Source organism: Ancylomarina salipaludis (assembly GCF_004122035.1).
GTDB lineage: Bacteria > Bacteroidota > Bacteroidia > Bacteroidales > Marinifilaceae > Ancylomarina > Ancylomarina salipaludis.
Window position 1 is genome coordinate 1 of record NZ_SAXA01000011.1, and the last position, 17,555, is coordinate 17,555.

At 37.1% G+C, this 17,555-nt stretch carries 17 protein-coding genes and 1 pseudogene; 13 read left to right on the top strand and 5 right to left on the bottom strand.

The genetic code is table 11. From position 1 onward, the window contains the following. Nucleotides 1-386: 386 nt before the first annotated feature. From rfbA to EO244_RS11990, 7 genes and pseudogenes are all read left to right on the top strand, one after another. A complete protein-coding gene (rfbA, locus tag EO244_RS11960; RefSeq protein WP_129254916.1) occupies nt 387-1,268 on the top strand; it encodes a glucose-1-phosphate thymidylyltransferase RfbA in 882 nt (293 codons plus the stop codon). Nucleotides 1,269-1,301: 33 nt separating this feature from the next. Beyond that, complete coding sequence (locus EO244_RS11965) at nt 1,302-1,649, top strand: four helix bundle protein (protein WP_129254917.1); 348 nt, start codon at nt 1,302-1,304, stop codon at nt 1,647-1,649. Between the two features lie 68 nt (nt 1,650-1,717). Continuing rightward, nucleotides 1,718-2,266: a dTDP-4-dehydrorhamnose 3,5-epimerase gene (gene rfbC / locus EO244_RS11970; RefSeq protein ID WP_129254918.1), complete on the top strand. Its 549-nt coding sequence runs from the start codon at nt 1,718-1,720 to the stop codon at nt 2,264-2,266. 50 nt (nt 2,267-2,316) lie between these two features. After that, a pseudogene (locus tag EO244_RS17115) lies at nt 2,317-2,700 on the top strand (GxxExxY protein). 134 nt (nt 2,701-2,834) lie between these two features. After that, nucleotides 2,835-3,707: a dTDP-4-dehydrorhamnose reductase gene (gene rfbD, locus EO244_RS11980; RefSeq protein WP_129254919.1), complete on the top strand. Its 873-nt coding sequence runs from the start codon at nt 2,835-2,837 to the stop codon at nt 3,705-3,707. A gap of 133 nt (nt 3,708-3,840) precedes the next feature. Then, nucleotides 3,841-4,899, top strand: coding sequence for a dTDP-glucose 4,6-dehydratase (rfbB, locus tag EO244_RS11985; RefSeq protein WP_206734552.1), 1,059 nt, complete (start codon nt 3,841-3,843; stop codon nt 4,897-4,899). 55 nt (nt 4,900-4,954) lie between these two features. Beyond that, the gene (locus tag EO244_RS11990; RefSeq protein ID WP_129254920.1) at nt 4,955-5,308 is read left to right on the top strand and encodes a four helix bundle protein; all 354 of its coding nucleotides are present in this window, start codon (nt 4,955-4,957) and stop codon (nt 5,306-5,308) included. A gap of 151 nt (nt 5,309-5,459) precedes the next feature. Here EO244_RS11990 and EO244_RS11995 read toward each other — a convergent pair whose 3' ends face one another. Beyond that, nucleotides 5,460-5,855 (bottom strand): desulfoferrodoxin family protein, encoded by a 396-nt coding sequence (locus EO244_RS11995; RefSeq protein WP_129254921.1) that lies wholly within the window; start codon nt 5,853-5,855, stop codon nt 5,460-5,462. Between the two features lie 174 nt (nt 5,856-6,029). Next, a complete protein-coding gene (locus tag EO244_RS12000; RefSeq protein ID WP_129254922.1) occupies nt 6,030-6,659 on the bottom strand; it encodes a peroxiredoxin in 630 nt (209 codons plus the stop codon). 370 nt (nt 6,660-7,029) lie between these two features. Between EO244_RS12000 and EO244_RS17265 the strand changes: the two genes are divergently transcribed. Together EO244_RS17265 and EO244_RS12010 are read left to right on the top strand one after the other, a co-directional pair. After that, nucleotides 7,030-9,297 (top strand): NADP-dependent malic enzyme, encoded by a 2,268-nt coding sequence (locus EO244_RS17265; protein WP_129254923.1) that lies wholly within the window; start codon nt 7,030-7,032, stop codon nt 9,295-9,297. A gap of 104 nt (nt 9,298-9,401) precedes the next feature. Further along, nucleotides 9,402-10,007, top strand: a complete 606-nt coding sequence (locus tag EO244_RS12010) for a trimeric intracellular cation channel family protein (protein WP_129254924.1) — start codon at nt 9,402-9,404, stop codon at nt 10,005-10,007. Between the two features lie 42 nt (nt 10,008-10,049). Here the strand turns inward: EO244_RS12010 and EO244_RS12015 are convergent, their stop codons facing one another. Then, a complete protein-coding gene (locus EO244_RS12015; RefSeq protein WP_129254925.1) occupies nt 10,050-10,451 on the bottom strand; it encodes a hypothetical protein in 402 nt (133 codons plus the stop codon). A gap of 247 nt (nt 10,452-10,698) precedes the next feature. On the opposite strand from EO244_RS12015, the gene EO244_RS12020 reads away from it, so the two are divergent. Further along, entirely contained in the window at nt 10,699-11,076 is a 378-nt protein-coding gene (locus EO244_RS12020; protein WP_129254926.1) for a DUF7670 domain-containing protein, read from the top strand. A gap of 166 nt (nt 11,077-11,242) precedes the next feature. After that, the gene (locus tag EO244_RS12025) at nt 11,243-12,412 is read left to right on the top strand and encodes an adenylate kinase (RefSeq protein WP_129254927.1); all 1,170 of its coding nucleotides are present in this window, start codon (nt 11,243-11,245) and stop codon (nt 12,410-12,412) included. A 42-nt stretch (nt 12,413-12,454) separates the two neighbouring features. Here the strand turns inward: EO244_RS12025 and EO244_RS12030 are convergent, their stop codons facing one another. Beyond that, complete coding sequence (locus EO244_RS12030) at nt 12,455-12,832, bottom strand: VOC family protein (protein ID WP_129254928.1); 378 nt, start codon at nt 12,830-12,832, stop codon at nt 12,455-12,457. A gap of 21 nt (nt 12,833-12,853) precedes the next feature. Further along, nucleotides 12,854-15,088: an alpha-L-rhamnosidase-related protein gene (locus tag EO244_RS12035; protein ID WP_129254929.1), complete on the bottom strand. Its 2,235-nt coding sequence runs from the start codon at nt 15,086-15,088 to the stop codon at nt 12,854-12,856. A 161-nt stretch (nt 15,089-15,249) separates the two neighbouring features. Between EO244_RS12035 and EO244_RS12040 the strand changes: the two genes are divergently transcribed. Together EO244_RS12040 and EO244_RS12045 are read left to right on the top strand one after the other, a co-directional pair. Beyond that, nucleotides 15,250-15,918: a Crp/Fnr family transcriptional regulator gene (locus EO244_RS12040; RefSeq protein ID WP_129254930.1), complete on the top strand. Its 669-nt coding sequence runs from the start codon at nt 15,250-15,252 to the stop codon at nt 15,916-15,918. A 186-nt stretch (nt 15,919-16,104) separates the two neighbouring features. Further along, nucleotides 16,105-17,397, top strand: coding sequence for a spondin domain-containing protein (locus EO244_RS12045; RefSeq protein ID WP_129254931.1), 1,293 nt, complete (start codon nt 16,105-16,107; stop codon nt 17,395-17,397). Nucleotides 17,398-17,555 lie beyond the last annotated feature (158 nt).

Below are 17,555 nucleotides of genomic sequence, written 5' to 3' on the forward strand. Positions count from 1 at the left end.
ACTTAACTCAACAGCATTCAATTTAAACTCTCTACTAAATTTTCGTCTTTCTTTTTCCATAATCTAAGATATAAATTATTAATATTCTATATCTTAACTCACTGTCCGTATAAATGTAGCAACTTCATACTCCTCCTTTCCTTCGACTCCGCTCAGGAACCAGGAGGAGAAATAGTATGTTACTTTATATTTTTGTGTAGAGCATTTTAGGTTGATACGCATTTAGGAAAACTGATAAGCTACAACAGAATTTTCTTTCAACTTTATTCTTTTCTTCCTTTATCCTTGAATTTCCCTATATTTGTAATTACATAAAAAAAATATTAGATAGCTTGTATCGATTAGTATAAAAAAGAAAAATACAGTTATCATCTAATACTCTAAGCATGAAAGGAATCATACTAGCAGGTGGATCAGGAACACGTTTGTATCCCATTACCAAAGGGGTGTCGAAACAGCTTCTGCCCATTTACGATAAACCCATGATCTATTACCCGCTCTCGGTTTTAATGCTGGCAGGTATTCAGGAAATATTAATCATATCAACGCCTGAAGGTTTGCCTAATTTCATCAAACTATTGGGAACGGGAGAAGATTTGGGATTGAAACTGTCTTATAAGGAGCAGCCCAGTCCGGATGGTTTGGCACAAGCTTTTATTATAGGGGATGACTTTATTGGGGATGATTCGGTTTGTATGGTTTTGGGCGATAACATCTTTTACGGTCAGGGCTTTACACAGTTATTGGCTCAAGCGCGACAGAATGTAGAACAAGATGGAAATTCAACCGTTTTTGGATACTATGTGAACGATCCCGAGCGTTATGGCGTTGCAGGCTTTGATGCTGAGGGGAATGTGACTTCGATTATTGAAAAGCCCGAGAATCCCCTATCAAATTATGCGGTGATTGGTTTGTATTTTTATACGAACGATGTGGTACAAATAGCCAAAGCAATGAAACCTTCTGAACGTGGCGAGTTGGAAATCACTTCGGTGAATCAGCACTATCTGGATAAAGGCAAACTGAAAGTGGAGCTGATGGGACGTGGCTATGCCTGGTTGGATACGGGCACACACAAATCACTATTGGATGCCAGTCAGTTTATCGAAACCGTGGAAACAAGACAGGGTCTAAAAATTGCTTGTTTGGAAGAGATTGCCTACAAGATGGGCTACATTACAGCCGAACAAGTTAAAAAACTAGCAGAGCCTTTAAGTAAGAGTGGTTATGGCGAGTATTTATTAAAAGTTTTAAAGGAGAAAGTATAAAGGAAAGAAAGGTTAAAGGCAAAAGGTTAAAAAATGGAAAATGATTTACAGAAGCGCTTATTTCAATTTTCTGTTGATACAATCAAGGAGGTAAGAAGTTTACCGAAGTCAAGAGAGTATCAAGTGATATCTTATCAGCTATTGAAAGCTTCTACATCTGTTGGCGCTAATTATGAGGAAGCACAAGCAGGAGTCTCCAAGGCTGACTTTTCTAATAAAGTAGGCATATCATTAAAGGAAATGCGTGAAACTAATTATTGGATAAGGATAATTATTGAAATTTCTGAGGAGAATGCTAGTTGGATAAGTTTGGAATCTGAATCTAAAGAATTAATGAAGATTCTAGGCTCGATTTATGCTAAAAGCTCAAAAAATAGATAAACCTTTACCCTTGTTTTTACTTTAACCTTTATCCTTATATCATTTTAACCTTGTTTATGAAATAAACTATGCAATTTATAAAAACAAATATACCCGATGTCTTCATTATCGAACCCAAGATCTTTGGGGATGATAGAGGCTATTTTTTTGAATCTTTTAATCAGAAAGAATTCGAAGAGCATATTGGGAAGATCAATTTTATACAGGATAATGAGTCGAAATCATCAAAAGGCGTATTAAGAGGTTTACATTTTCAAAGGCCACCCTATACACAGTCGAAATTGTTGCGTTGTATCGAAGGAGAGGTATTAGACGTGGCTGTAGATCTCCGTCAGGATTCCCCGACTTATAAGCAGCACCTATCGGTAGTTTTAAGTGGGGATAATAAGAAACAGGTTTTTATTCCTAAAGGTTTTGCTCATGGTTTCCTTGTTTTGAGCGAAACAGCTACAATTGCCTATAAAGTGGATCAATATTATGCCCCTGATTACGATTCCGGTATCGCCTGGAATGACATAGAAATTAATATTGATTGGGGAGTAAGCCCCGAAGATGTTCAATTATCTGAGAAAGACAAAAATCTGAAGGCTTTGGTAGAAATTGAACATCCGTTCTAAAACTTATTTTTAACCACTAATTATCTCTAATTCCCACTAATTTTTGAAGAATGAAATCTGATCAAAATCATATTTTCAAGCAAGAGTGTTATGATATTGTTGGTCTTTGTATGATTGTTCATAGAGAGTTAGGTTCAGGATTCTTGGAAGGTGTATATCAGGAAGCCTTAGAAATCGAGTTTGTGAAAGCTGATATAGATTATTTAAGGGAATGTCAAATATAAATTAATTATAAAGGTTTTATATTGGATAAAAAGTATTATGCTGATTTTTTGTGTTATAATGAGATCATCCTTGAGTTGAAAGCTGTGAAATCACTTGATGATAATCATATGGCACAAATTATGAATTACATGAAAGCCACTGATAAGAAAGTTGGTTTACTCATTAACTTTGGTTCACGTAGTTTAGAGTATAAGAGAGTCGTTTTTTAGACTAATAATTAGTGGATTTTAGTGTTAATTAGTGGTTGTTTTTTAGTGAATCTGGTTGAATTTTTCACACTTTTATTATACGTATGCAATACGTATGAGGAATAACCGTTCTATACTTTTAATTAGTCGAAACTATGTCATCAAATAAAATACTCGTTACCGGATCTACAGGCCAACTCGGATCAGAAATAAAAGCAATCAGCTCAAATTATCCTGACCTGGATTTTGTGTTCACCCATTCTTCGGACCTGGATATTTGCAATCAAGTTCAGTTGAATGAATTTGTGAAAGATGCTGGCTTTACGGGCATTATCAATTGTGCAGGCTATACGGCGGTGGATAAAGCAGAGCAGGATGCGGGGCTTGCAGGCTTGGTGAATGCTAAGGCTGTGGGGCATCTGGCAGCAGTCGCTCAAAGGTATCAGCTCAAACTGATTCATATTTCTACAGATTACGTTTTTGATGGTACGGTCAATCGTCCTTATACCGAAAGAATGCCGGTTTGCCCTTTGAGTGCTTATGGCAAGACCAAGCGGGCGGGGGAAATGGAGATCATGTATTCACCTTCGAATTCGATTATTATCCGAACATCTTGGATGTATTCGTCCTTTGGGAATAACTTTGTGAAGACCATGTTGCGATTGGGACAGGAACGAGAGAGTTTATCGGTTGTTTTCGATCAGATTGGGACACCGACCTACGCGAGAGATCTGGCTCAGGTTTGTTTAAAGATTATAAGTCAGCCAGGGCGTATTGACAGTAAAGGAAAACTGTATCATTATTCCAATGAGGGGACAGCCTCCTGGTACGATTTTGCACAAGCGATAATGGAGTTGGCGGAACTGGATTGCAAGGTGAAGCCTATTGAGTCGAAAGATTACCCAACAGCAGCCAGACGACCAGCATATTCTGTTTTAAATAAAGAAAAGATTAAAGCCGATTTTGGAATCGAGATTTCATACTGGCGAGATGCTTTAAAAGAGTGTATAGGGCGAATGGGCGATTAGGTGCATAGAGATGGAAGCGATTTGTATCATATAAAGAGGAATTAGAATTGGACAAATAGGAATGCTTCAAGAGTTAAATGGTTATTAATCGCATCTTCGCTCTTTCGAAAATTTTGCAATAAAAGTTTAAAATATGATTGATATAAAGAGAAATATCTTGATAACTGGTGGTGCTGGTTTTATTGGATCCCATCTTGTACGTTTGTTAGTCAATAAATATCCCGACTATCGGATCGTCAATATGGATGTGCTGACCTATGCCGGAAATTTGGCTAATTTGAAGGATATTGAAGACAAAACGAATTATGAATTCGTGAAGTGTGATATCTGTGATTTTGAAAAGGTGCAGAAGGTCTTTCTGGATTATCAGATTGATGGCGTCATTCATCTGGCTGCAGAGTCACATGTTGATCGTTCTATTAAAGATCCGTTCTCTTTTGCTCAAACCAATGTGATGGGGACTTTAAGCCTTCTACAAGCTGCCAAGTTTGCCTGGGACGGGAATTTCGATGATAAATTATTCTATCATGTTTCTACCGATGAGGTCTATGGATCTCTTGGAGAAGATGGCTTTTTTACAGAAGAAACGGCCTACGATCCACACTCGCCCTATTCTGCCTCAAAAGCGTCATCTGATCACTTTGTAAGATCGTTTCAGGATACCTTTGGCTTGCCAACCGTGATTTCTAATTGTTCGAATAATTATGGTTCGTATCAGTTTCCTGAAAAATTAATACCATTGTTTATTAACAACATTTGCAACAATAAGCCACTTCCGGTTTATGGAAAAGGTGAGAATGTGCGCGACTGGTTGTATGTCGAGGATCATGCCCGTGCCATTGACCTTATTTTTCACAAAGGGAAAGTTGGGGAGACCTATAATATTGGTGGATTTAATGAGTGGAAAAATATTGATCTGATTAAGGTGATGATCAAAACGGTTGATCGATTATTGGGAAGAGAAGAGGGAGCGTCTGAAAAACTAATCACTTATGTGACCGATCGTGCCGGACACGATTTGCGTTATGCCATCGACTCGACCAAACTTAAGGACGAATTGGGATGGGAGCCTTCGCTTCAATTTGAAGAAGGCATTGAGAAGACCGTAAAATGGTACCTTGAAAATAGTGAATGGTTAGAGAATGTCACTTCAGGAGCGTATCAGAAATATTATGAGGATATGTATAAGTAGATCCGGTCTAAAAGTTGTAAAGGTCAGAAAAGTCAAATAGTCTAATATTGATGAGATGGCAAAAGTTGAAAAGTTTGAGGATTTAAAAGTTTGGCAAGAGTCACGTCTTTTAGTCAGGTTGGTATATGAATTTCTGAATACCAATAAGGACTATGGTTTTAAAGATCAAATTCAACGTGCCTCTATATCTATAATGAATAATATTGCGGAAGGTTTTGAACGAAACTCTGATACTGAATTTAAACGTTTCTTGGACATTGCAAAAGCTTCATGCGGTGAAGTTAGAAGTATGCTTTATTTAGCTGAAGATCTAAAATATATTACTGTTATCGAAGCAGAAAATCTGCGAAACAGATGTTGCTTTTTATCTGGAAGCATTAGCAATTTAATGAAATACCTTCGTAAGTAAGATTCATTTTTTTTATTTTGACCTTTAAGACCTTTAAGACCTTTAAGACCTTTAAGACCTTTAAGACCTTTAAGATCTTTAGACTTAAGATAAAAATAGCCCAACCGTAATTAAATACAGTTGGGCTAATTTTATATTCTGATTTTGTAGATTAGGCTTCTACAGCAACTTTTTCAACTTCAACAATTTTTTCATCTGAATGCCAAAGACCGTGCTTTGTACAGAAAGCTGCAGCAGTTAATTTCATTTTCTTATTAGGAACAATATAGAAATCAACTTCAGCTTGATTTGGGGTGCTACCAAGTGCACCGGCAGTGAAGTTTGCTTGTGCTAACATGTTTTCACCATCCCAAAGTTGAACCCAGGCAATATAATGATCGAAATCATCAGGATGTGGATAAGCATCACCAACTTTTACTTTTACTGTAAATTTTTCACCTGCTTTGGCTGAGTCTTCACAGTGTAGAAATGCTGAGTGACGATCGATATAATCTTTTTTAGCTTCTCCCTCAATTGTTGTAATATCCTGATATCTGTTAATCTTCATAGTTTTGTTTTTTTTGTTACTTAGAGATACACCCCAATGATTCTGAGAAAATTATGTCTGATCATTAAAGAACCGAATAAGAATGTATCTCTAAGAAATATTTTTTTGATTAAGTTTTTATAATGTGACGATACATAAGATCGTACAATTCTGTTGTAAAATTAATGGAATTCTTTATTTGCTTAGGTATTCCGAAACACTTTCTTGTGTGGCTTCCATCGCTTTTTCCCCCTTACTCCAGTTGGCAGGACAAACTTCACCAAATTCTTCGAAATGCTGTAAAGCGTCAACCATACGAATGGCTTCATCTACACTTCTTCCCAATGGAAGATCGTTGATTACAGAGTGACGAACAACACCGTTTTTGTCGATAAGGAAAAGTCCGCGGTAAGCTACAGGAGCACCCGTTGAAATTGCATTACCTTCTTCATCGTAATCGTAGTCTGAAGCTAATACGCCAAAGTTTTCAGCAATAGTTTTCGAAAGGTCGGCTACCAATGGGTAAGTCACACCTTTAATTCCACCTTTGTTTCTTTCGGTGTTTAACCATGCGAAATGAGAAAATTCAGAATCAACTGAACAACCTACAACAGCAACATTACGCTTTTCAAATTCTTCAAGTTTATCCTGAAAAGCAATAAGCTCTGTTGGACAAACAAAAGTAAAGTCAAGTGGGTAGAAAAAGAAAACAACTTCTTTTTTTCCTACAAATTGTTCCAATGAGAAACCTTCAGTAATTTGATTTCCGTTTAATACAGCATTAGCTGTAAATGCTGGTGCTTTTTTTCCGATTAATGATTGCATTGTATTTAGATTTTAAGATTTATTATTCTGTTATTATTTACGATTACAAATGTATATCGGGAGAGTCTAACAGCCAAATTATATTAATCAATAATCTTTATGCCTATATCGAGAAATATAATACTTGGTACATATTTCTGTGATAATGAGAACAAGCAAATCATGAAGTTCTTAAGTTAGTGAAATCATTCCTAAAAGGGAAACTATCTTTCCTGATTTATACTTAGATTTGCAAAATCTTTGAAAGGCTTAGCTTTAGTGATTGCTTTAGACATAAAGCAGTCGTTTACTGAATACTAAGGCTCTTCGAAGGACTATTTCCAAACTTAAAAAAGCTCATATATTGAGCAAAAACAACAACCAAACAGTTATGTCTAAACAAAAGTCAACTGACGCATTAAATTATCATTCAGAAGGACGCCCCGGGAAAATTGAGGTGATTCCTACAAAACCCTACAGGACGCAACGTGATCTATCGTTGGCATATAGCCCGGGAGTTGCGGAGCCCTGTCTTGAAATTGAGAAAAATCCTGAAGACGCTTATCGTTATACAGGAAAAGGAAACCTGGTTGCCGTAATCTCAAATGGTACGGCTGTTTTGGGCCTTGGAGACATAGGCGCATTGGCGGGTAAGCCTGTTATGGAAGGGAAGGGCCTTTTATTTAAAATATTTTCAGATATCGATGTATTCGATATTGAAGTGGATGCTACAGATGTAGATAAATTTATTGAAACTGTAAAAGCGATTGCCCCAACTTTTGGTGGTATTAACCTGGAAGATATCAAAGCACCTGAGTGTTTTGAAATTGAGGAGAGATTAAAAGCTGAATTGGATATTCCGGTGATGCACGATGATCAGCATGGTACGGCTATTATCTCAGCAGCAGGTTTATTAAATGCTCTTGAGCTGGGTAATAAGAAAATTGAGGATGTAAAGGTTGTTGTAAATGGGGCTGGTGCAGCTGCTGTTTCTTGTACAAAACTTTATATTTCTCTGGGCGTAAAACCCGAAAATGTTGTGATGTGTGATAGCCGTGGGGTGATCAACACGAAGCGTACAGATTTGAATGAGCAGAAAAAGCAATTTATCACTCAACGAGATCTAACAACTTTAGCTGAGGCTGTGGTTGGATGTGATGTGTTTTTAGGACTTTCGGTTGGAGGTGCTATGTCAAAAGAGATGGTGGCTTCTATGGCTCCAAATCCGGTTGTTTTCGCTTTAGCCAATCCAGATCCTGAGATTGATTATGATGAGGCTATGGAAGTTCGTGATGATGTTGTGGTGGCTACCGGCCGTTCGGATTATCCGAATCAAATTAATAATGTACTGGGATTCCCTTATATTTTCCGTGGAGCATTAGATGTTAGAGCAACAGCGATTAATGAAGAAATGAAAATTGCTTCGGTTCACGCTATTGCTGAGTTAGCCAAAGAGCCTGTTCCTGAGTCAGTGCATGCGGCATACGATGAGGCTAATATCACTTTTGGTAAGCACTATATTATTCCAAAAGCAATGGACCCTCGTTTGGTTTCGCGTGTGGCTGTAGCTGTTGCTAAAGCTGCTGTTGATTCAGGAGTTGCTCGCAAAACGGATATGGATTGGGATGTTTATGCTGAAGAATTGAAAATGAGATTGGGTACCGAGAATGAACTGTTACGTACCATCTTTAATAAGGCGAAAAAAGCACCTAAACGTGTTGTATTCCCTGAGGCAAATAACTTCAATATTCTTAAAGCAGCTCAAATTGCACTTCACGAGGGGATTGCAAAACCTATTTTGTTAGGTAATCTTGACAATATCAACCGTTTGGTTGAAGAAAATGATCTTAACCTTGAAGGGGCAGAAATTATTGATATTCGTTCTGAAGCCGAACGCGCAAGAAGAACACGTTATGCAGATGTGCTTTGTGCGAAACTTGGACGTAAAGGTCTTGTGCACAAAGAGGCGGTTGAGAAGATGTTCGATCGAAACTATTTTGCAGCAACCATGGTTGAAGTGGGCGAGGCAGATGCCTTTATCTCTGGTTATGCAACCCGTTATTTTGAAACCCTGCATATTGCTGAAAAAGTAATTGGTAAAGAAGAGGGAATGAAAACGCTTGTGGGAATGAATATTGTGATGACCAAGAAAGGACCTCTTTTCTTTGCGGATACAACAGTGAATTCTGAGCAAACATCTGAATCATTGATCGATACCACATTGATTACAGCCCGTGCGGTGAAGAAATTCAATCAGGAGCCTGTGATGGCCATGCTTTCTTATTCGAATTTTGGCGCTGTTAAAAAAGGGAGTCCAAAACGCGTGCACAATGCAATTGAGTCACTTCATAAAAATCATCCGGAATTAGCTGTTGATGGTGAGATGTTACTGAATTTTGCAATGGATAAGAATCTTCGTGATGCGAATTTCCCTTTCAATAAGCTAAAAGGAAAAGATGTGAATACACTTATTTTCCCTAACTTAAGTTCAGGAAATATTGCTTACAAATTGATGCAGGACCTTGGTGATTCAGAAAATATCGGACCAATTATTCTGGGTACAGCTAAGCCTTTTCACGTGGTGCCGATGGGTTGTACCGTTCGTGAATTGATTAATATGACTGCGATTGCAGTTGTTGATGCACAAGAAGAAAAATAAGATGATTTTCGAAGCCTGCTTCGATGATTAATTCTTTAAAATAATTAGTATAACAGCCTCCTGATTTAATTAGGAGGCTTATTTTTAAATCAGAAACTGTTGTTATGTCTGTAATTTATGCCCTCGATTTAATTGGAACATTTGTTTTTGCAATTTCCGGAACACTTTCGGCAGCCAATAAGAAACTCGATTTGTTTGGTGCTTTTTTCACGGGTTTTGTAACGGCAATTGGTGGAGGAACCTTACGTGATCTGATCCTGGGAAACTTTCCTGTGGCATGGATTTCTGATTTGAATTATCTGTTGGTTATTACCCTTGGTGTGATTGCCACTTTCTTGTTTAAGGATATGATTATGCAGTTGAAGCGTACACTCTTTCTTTTCGATACCATTGGAATTGGCGTATTTACAATCATTGGAATAGAGAAAGCATTGTCCTTGTCGATTCACCCCATATTGGCAATCATTATGGGTTTGTTTTCTGCTGTGATGGGTGGAGTTATTCGAGACACCTTGTGTAATGATATTCCCTTAATCTTTCGTAAAGAGATTTATGCCATAGCCTGTATTGTGGGAGGTCTACTATTTTTGTTTTTGAAATATTTGCAAGTTGATCCAACAGTCAATCTTTTTGTGACTGTCATCTGCATTATAGTTTTCAGATTGATTTGTATTCGTTACAAGTTGAGTTTGCCTGTACTGAAATACTGAGAATAAAAAACGAGCCCCTGGGAGCTCGTTTTTTTTTTATGCTTAACTCATTGATATGAGATTATCTAAGTCGATGTATTTGCCGGCATCTTTACCAAAGGACTCAACATCTTTATCTGTGATACGATAGGTGCATTTTTCGCCATAGGTTCCCGAAAACAAGATTTGCATTTCCTTGTCTTCCTCATCCTGCATAATAATACCAAAAAGGTTATCGTGAATCTTATGTTTTTTGAGGTTTGTCTTGCATAAAGGACAATACATATTTACCTTTTCACCAATTTCAATATCAAACGAGGGGTGTTTCAGTACGGTATAATCGCCCAGTTCCATACTAAAAAGAAGAATACCTCTTTCTTTTTTACTGTTTTTTGCAGCAATAATAATTTTATCGCCAACATTTAAAAAGCTTCGACAGTGTGGACAGATGTAATTTGCTTTCATAAGGCCCTATTTTTAGATTTCAAATAATAGTTTGCTGCTGTTTATTTATAATTCTATAAAAAAGATAAGGCGAAAAAAGCAGAAAGTCAATAATAATTAGGATTCAATCCTTTAAGGCGCATTTAAAATTGTCTTTTTATTTGACTTGTTTAATTATTATTAATAATAAGCAGATCATATACTTTTAAAATTTTAATTATTCATCTATATTTGGGAAAGATCGCAACCAGTCTCTTAATTTAAAATAATGCAGAATCTTTTCACCATAATTTTTCGTTGGTTAGCACGTCTCTTGGGGATTTTTCTATTCCTCTTTTTTGCATGGTTTGCCATTGAATTTGGTATTGACGATCCTTCCAAAATGAATCCGCATTTGATGAAACTTTTTTATTCACATATGCTGATGATGTTTGCCTTAGTTCTTGTTTGGAGGTTTGAGTTGCTGGGTGGTTTGATATTAATTGTAGCCTATTCTTATTTTTCTATCATCAATCATACGTTTTGGACTAATCCTATTTATCCCATTTTTTTCCTGATTGGTTTATTGCATCTCTTGTCCTGGTTTTTTCGTTATGGAATGAGAGTTTTTAAAGGGCAATTTTCACCTCGATATTTGTTTAGGTAAGTCTGAAATGTCACTTTTTTGAATCTGCTTAAGCTGATCTGTTTGAAAATAAGGGGTTAAGCAGGGATGTGTCATTTCATATAAAATCAAGAAATTATATGAAGGCTTCTCTTTTTTTTCTAATTTTGATTTCATTAATACTACAAACACTCATTAATATATACGCATGTTAAATATAGCATTATTCGGCCCTCCAGGAGCTGGTAAGGGAACTCAATCAAAAATGCTGGTTGAAAAATATAATTTAGCTTACATCTCTACTGGTGATATTTTAAGAGCAGAAATTGCAGAAGGTACTGAGCTTGGTCTTCAGGCTAAGGATATCATTAAACAAGGGGGGCTGGTTCCTGATGAAATTATCGTTCAGATTATTGAAGAGAGAATTACTGCAAATAATGATGTTAAAGGATTTTTATTTGATGGTTTCCCACGTACAACAGTTCAGGCTTATATTCTGGAAGGTTTATTGCTTAAATTGAATACGAAACTTGACTGTATGTTGAGTTTGGAAGTCCCTCACGAAAATTTGAAAAATCGTCTCCTTAAACGTGCAGAAACCGAAAATCGTTCGGATGATACTGAAGACGTGATTAATGTCCGATTGAAGGAGTACGAGACTAAGACCTCACCAGTTGCTGAATTTTATAAGGAGAAGGAGATCTATCACCCAATTGATGGAATGGGAGATATTGATGAGATTTTTGGACGTTTAACAGCTGTTGTCGATCAAACTCTTGAACGTTCATGGATGAATATGGTTCTTTTGGGCCCTCCGGGTTCGGGTAAAGGAACTCAAGGACGCATGTTGGCTAAGAAATTCAATTTGGTTTATATTTCAACGGGTCATTTAATGCGTCAGGAGATTAAGAAGGGAACTGAAATGGGGATGAGTGCCAAGGAGTATATCGAAAAAGGAGATATCGTTCCGGACGAGATTGCAATTAAGTTGATCGAGCGTCAGATCAAAACGCACTCTGATGCCAATGGTTTTATCTTTAAAGGATTTCCACGTACCATTGTTCAAGCCTATATTCTTGATGGGTTATTAAGAAAAATGCAATCAACTATCACGACGGCTCTTGAACTTGAAGTTTCAACTCTGGAATCGATTAAACGTTTGGCTGCACGTGGTAAAACATTCAGTCGTAGAGCCTATGATGCCGATACTGATATTATTATTCACCGATTGGAACAATATGAAAAACGCAGTTCCAAGGTAAGTGAGTATTATTCCAAGCAGAATAAACATCAGGTTGTAAACGGTGTTGGCACTGAGGAAGCTATTTTTGAGGATCTGTCTCAGTCTGTAAGCGAAGCCTTTAAGACAATTCGATAAGCATCAATTGCATCTAATATATAAAATCCTGATTCATAAGAGTCAGGATTTTTTTTGTCGAAATTCGATGAGTTCTATGGGAGCTCCATTGTGTTTTATCATGGCCACTCTAACCTGATCCATGGGGGAGTTGGGTGCGGTTAATATTTCGAATGCATGCTTGTTAAGTTCCTCATCCAAATTTTCAACCTCGAAGGCTAAATGGGGAACGGTTTTGATTAGTTCATGCATAGGGCTGTCATCTTCGAATCGCATCCACTCTATACCAAACGGGCTTTCGGGAAAACCAGAGACATAAAATTTGAATTGTGGTAAATATCGTTCATCAGGCATCACATTGGTCGTTGGAATTCCCAGATGATGGTATTTCCAACCCCATTTTTCAGTTACCCAAGGCTGTTCCTGTTCTTTTCTGTTCATATTAAAATGCAAAGTCATTTGTTAGTCCGCTTTTACGATTCTAATTTGATCAATCAAAGCCGAAATGTTTTTGATATTTCTATTCTTGTTAAATGTTTCCATTTTTAAACTCAGGTCGTTGGTTCCTTTCTCCAAATTGATTTTGATGGCATTGGTGTAACCCCAGTTGGTCCAATCGTTTTTACCCCGCTGAGGGAATACAACTGTGCCCAAATAGTCATTCGAGACCCATAAACTGCGTGTAGCACACTGATTGTTGCTGGTTGTGGATCCATTACCATTGGCGTACTTAAAATCGATAAAATAGCTTCCCTTTTCTTTTACTTTAATCTTAAAAATAAAATTGGGATGTTTTTTATTATCGAGCGTGACGTATTGTTTTTTTAGAGTGGTAAACCATTCGGCCTCTATTTGTTGGCTATCTTTTTCGGAATAGACACGAATTGGTGAACTTAAGAACGATTTGTATCTGTTTTTATCAATGCTTTCAACCTGATAGATACAATTGGTGTTTGTGCCTGAGATTTGAAAATTCGTGTCGCTAGTCTCGTGAATGAACTCACCATTACGATAAATTCGGTATGTTCTGATATCTTCATTGTGTTGCCAAGTCAAATTCGAATCAATCAGGTTTACTTTGGGCGTTTCAGGAGAATAGGCATTGTCCTTTACTTTTATTTTCGATTTGTAAGAAAGGCTATTGTTCATCTCTATAACAATATAATGGTGACCTTTTAGCATGCCTGAGATGGCATTTTCATTTAAAGGGAAGCTATCAATCATGAATGAATTGATTTTATTCCCAAAGCCCAGCACCTTAATATCCAGCGTTGAATTTCGATACTTTAGATTTTTTAAATTGAGTTCGCCTTTAAATTCCCGAGGAATATAAGGGCTGATTTTTAGCTGATCCTCCTGAAAGTTTAAGCCAAACAAAACTCTGTAAATACTTGATAAGGACCCCGCAATACTCCAAAGCTGGCGATCTGAATTTATAGCAGTTCCTTTAAAGTCGCCAGTTTCAGCGACCATGTTTTCCTTGTTGGTGAGGAATAGGGCTGATGATCGGATTAAAGCTGCCAGACCATGGTTTACCGATTCATCATTATCGGTTTGAGTTGAGGCCCAATTCCAATAGGCCTGTACAAATGGCCAAATACTATTGTTGTGATAGGGTGGTATATTGGGTATTTGAGGGTAAAAACAAGGCACACCAAAGGGTAATTGGATGGTATTGTTTATAATCTGCTCTTTCTGTTCATCATTGGCAATATCAAAGAGAATGCAAAGGCTTTGTCCCAAATATTCCATTCGCTCAGAAAGTCGTGGAGAATATGCATTGTATTTAAACTGGGCATAGTACTTTTTATCTTTGAGCCAGAATTTTTCGTTAATACTTTTTTTAAGTGCTTCGGATATGTGCTGGTATTTTTGACTATCGCGATTGAGAACTTTGCTCATCTTTGAGAGTACGACCAGGTTTTGATAATGTACAGCCTGAGTGCTTAAGGAAAATGCACTGTAGATATCTTTGGCATCCATCCAGTTTGGATAGCTTTGCTCACGCCAATCGAGAAAAGAGGATTCACCCCTAAACAGATGTTCATGATAATCCCAAACGACATTGAGATCGTCTTCAGTTGATCTTTTTATGATTGTATAAGCTTTTTTGAGCCATTGTTTATCACCTGTGCTGAGATAGATTTCCCAAGCTGCGGTAGACCAGATCATTCTGTCCGAACTAACAGGCCAGGAGCCACCGGTTCCGGTATCCTGAATAATTCTGCCATTTTTCACTTTGTGCATCAGGCTTTTTTTTGATATTTCAGGATTGGTAATGGCTAAGGCTAAAATGACACTGTAACTGATGTCTCGTGTCCAAACGCCTTTCCACTTTTCTCCGGTATCGAATAAGCTATCCTGATTGATATTCAGTTCCAATTCTTCGAGAGACAAGTTATACAGGGCATTTAGTATCTGAAAATCGGATTCAAATTTTGGGTAATGCGAAATATCTTTTGAGAGACGCCAGTGGAGCGTATCCTTGATTGACTTTGTACTGTCAGTAGGATAATTCGAAATAAGATGTGTGGAACTTAAGGCCTTGGCAAAATAATGACCTTGCTTAACCGCATCGGGAAATACTTTGTATTCTTTTGAATGAAACAGATTGATCTGAGTAAAATCACAACTAGAAATCAAAACAAAACAAATAACTAAACTAAAGTATTGTATGAATGAAATGTGTTGTTTCATAGTTAAGTTTTGGTTTAAGTTTAAAGATAGTTGAAAATGGTGAACAAAAAAATTGTGTAAAAGCCTGAATAACTATGCTTATACTGATTCGGGAAAGATGAAAATATGTGTATTCAATCAAAAATGTATTAAATTAAGGTAATCAAAATTGAGACAAAACGATGAAAGACAATATTTGGTGTTTTGAACATGTGAACTTATATCATATTCTATGTCCTCACAAGTTACAAGAACACGAACAGTCTCATTTTCAGACTTATAAAAGTGGTGACTTTATTTATTTTCCTGGTGATCCCTCTCAAAAGATATTTATGATCAGTAAGGGAAAAGTGAAGATTGTGTCTTATAATGAAAATGGTGATGAGGTTGTGAAGGCAATTTTAGGAAAAGGTGAAATATTTGGTGAAAAAGCAATTTTGGGTTCGGACCAAAGGATTGACTATGCTATGGCTTGTACAGAGCCAACTCTGCTTTGTCCGATGGATTTACCCAATATGTATAAATTGATGCGTGAAAACGAGAAGTTTGGTTTATCAATTTATAAATTAATAGGTTTTCGAATTAAAAAGATGGAACGTCGGTTTGAATCCCTTTTGTTTCAGGATGTCAGAACACGTTTGTGTGAATTTATAAAGGAATTGGCAGAAGAAGATGGCGTGAAAAGAGGTGATATGATACGTCTAACACATTTTTACACCCAAAAGGATTTTGCCGATTTAATTGGAACAAAAAGGGAAACAGTCACACGTTTGTTCAACGAGTTGAAACATGAAGGTATAATTGATTATTCCAGAAAGGAAATACAGATACTCAATTTTGATAGACTCTAGATGGGTTTATTAAGGGTACCAACAAGAGCTGTAATTGTAATAATTGCGGCTCTTTTTTTTGAAAAAAATGGGCAAATGTGATGCAGCTTACATTTTAAGGGAAGTCGATATTCTACTTTTGAATAAGGACTTTAGCCATAGGTCCTGATAATTAAATTCATAATTGAAACTTAAAAATTTAGGACTATGAAAAAATTAATTTATGCTACAATGGTCAGCATTTTACTTCTTTCGGGATGTAATGATGATGATGACGACAAAATGATGACACCCGTTGAAAAGGGGACTTTTACCGTAAAGATTGAGAATATTCAAATGGGGAAAGCCTTTTTTAATTCGGGAACGACAGATGGCATTGGACCGGGAGCGACCTATTCTTTTAGTTTTAATGCCGGAAAAGGAGCCAGACTTTCACTGGCAACCATGTTAGCGCAAACCAATGATTTGTTTTATGCTTTTGGTGATGATGGAATAGCTTTGTATGATTCTAATGGTGATGCTGTTGTTGGAGATGTCAGTTCTGATTTAATGCTTTGGGATGCAGGTACTGAAGTTAATCAAATGCCGGGAATAGGATCCGACCAGGCGCCACGTCAGTCAGGGCCAAATACGGGAGCGACTGAAAATGGTACAGTAAAATTGGTTGCTGATGTGAATGATGGGTATACATACCCACCCGTATCTGAAGTTATAAAAGCTGAGCTGGCACATGATGGAGGCACAGAATTTACGGTGACAATTACAAATTTATCTGATATGTATGCCTTTAAATCGCCTTTAGCACCTGGTGTCTGGGTGGTTCATAATGACGGAATGCCATTATTTACGGTGAATTCTGCTGCAGCCAATGGTTTGGAAGGTCTAGCTGAAGATGGAACAAATGCAGAAATGGCAACTTATTTAGCCGATATGAGTGGTTATGTAACGCCTATTGCACCCGGTATTTTTGCAATTAGTACAGGAGGCTATCCTTTATTTGAAGAAGGGAAGATTGATTCAGGAGCGGGTTTAGAAGCTCTGGCCGAAGATGGAAATCCTGCAGATTTGGATGCTAGTTTAAGTGGAGCAATGTATGTACAATCACATGGCGTCTATTCAATACCCAATGGGAAGAGTGCAGGAGCATCTATATTCCCGGGTGAATATTATGAGTTTAGCTTCGAAGCACAGGAGGGTGACTATTTGAATATCGCCTCCATGTTAGGACAATCAAACGATTTATTCTTCGCTTTTGATGATTGGGGAATAGCCTTATTTAAAAATGGTATTGCTCAGACTGGTGATGTAACGGGTATGCTTAAAATTTGGGATGCAGGTACCGAAGTGAATGAGTATCCAGGTGCTGGTAATAACCAGGCTCCCCGTCAAGCAGCTGCAAATACAGGCATAACTGAAACAAAAGCTGTGATGGAAGTTGATAACGAATTTGTTTTGCCATCGGTAGAACAATTAGTAAAAGTAACCATTAGTTTCAATTAGACTTTCTGAGTTTAATTTGAATTAGTTGGGGAGCCATTCATAGGGCTCCCCTTTTTATTGTTTTTATCGAAGGATTAAGAAAGGACTCAAAAGAATTTATGCTCTTAACAAATATTAACAGATAAATAACATTTCAAATTCACTGATGATCTATTTTT

Bases quoted from the DNA above. Each gene is read 5' to 3' on its own strand.
- rfbA (WP_129254916.1), top strand. From the start codon at position 387: ATGAAAGGAATCATACTAGCAGGTGGATCAGGAACACGTTTGTATCCC.
- EO244_RS11965 (WP_129254917.1), top strand. From the start codon at position 1,302: ATGGAAAATGATTTACAGAAGCGCTTATTTCAATTTTCTGTTGATACA.
- rfbC (WP_129254918.1), top strand. From the start codon at position 1,718: ATGCAATTTATAAAAACAAATATACCCGATGTCTTCATTATCGAACCC.
- rfbD (WP_129254919.1), top strand. From the start codon at position 2,835: ATGTCATCAAATAAAATACTCGTTACCGGATCTACAGGCCAACTCGGA.
- rfbB (WP_206734552.1), top strand. From the start codon at position 3,841: ATGATTGATATAAAGAGAAATATCTTGATAACTGGTGGTGCTGGTTTT.
- EO244_RS11990 (WP_129254920.1), top strand. From the start codon at position 4,955: ATGGCAAAAGTTGAAAAGTTTGAGGATTTAAAAGTTTGGCAAGAGTCA.
- EO244_RS11995 (WP_129254921.1), bottom strand. From the start codon at position 5,855: ATGAAGATTAACAGATATCAGGATATTACAACAATTGAGGGAGAAGCT.
- EO244_RS12000 (WP_129254922.1), bottom strand. From the start codon at position 6,659: ATGCAATCATTAATCGGAAAAAAAGCACCAGCATTTACAGCTAATGCT.
- EO244_RS17265 (WP_129254923.1), top strand. From the start codon at position 7,030: ATGTCTAAACAAAAGTCAACTGACGCATTAAATTATCATTCAGAAGGA.
- EO244_RS12010 (WP_129254924.1), top strand. From the start codon at position 9,402: ATGTCTGTAATTTATGCCCTCGATTTAATTGGAACATTTGTTTTTGCA.
- EO244_RS12015 (WP_129254925.1), bottom strand. From the start codon at position 10,451: ATGAAAGCAAATTACATCTGTCCACACTGTCGAAGCTTTTTAAATGTT.
- EO244_RS12020 (WP_129254926.1), top strand. From the start codon at position 10,699: ATGCAGAATCTTTTCACCATAATTTTTCGTTGGTTAGCACGTCTCTTG.
- EO244_RS12025 (WP_129254927.1), top strand. From the start codon at position 11,243: ATGTTAAATATAGCATTATTCGGCCCTCCAGGAGCTGGTAAGGGAACT.
- EO244_RS12030 (WP_129254928.1), bottom strand. From the start codon at position 12,832: ATGAACAGAAAAGAACAGGAACAGCCTTGGGTAACTGAAAAATGGGGT.
- EO244_RS12035 (WP_129254929.1), bottom strand. From the start codon at position 15,088: ATGAAACAACACATTTCATTCATACAATACTTTAGTTTAGTTATTTGT.
- EO244_RS12040 (WP_129254930.1), top strand. From the start codon at position 15,250: ATGAAAGACAATATTTGGTGTTTTGAACATGTGAACTTATATCATATT.
- EO244_RS12045 (WP_129254931.1), top strand. From the start codon at position 16,105: ATGAAAAAATTAATTTATGCTACAATGGTCAGCATTTTACTTCTTTCG.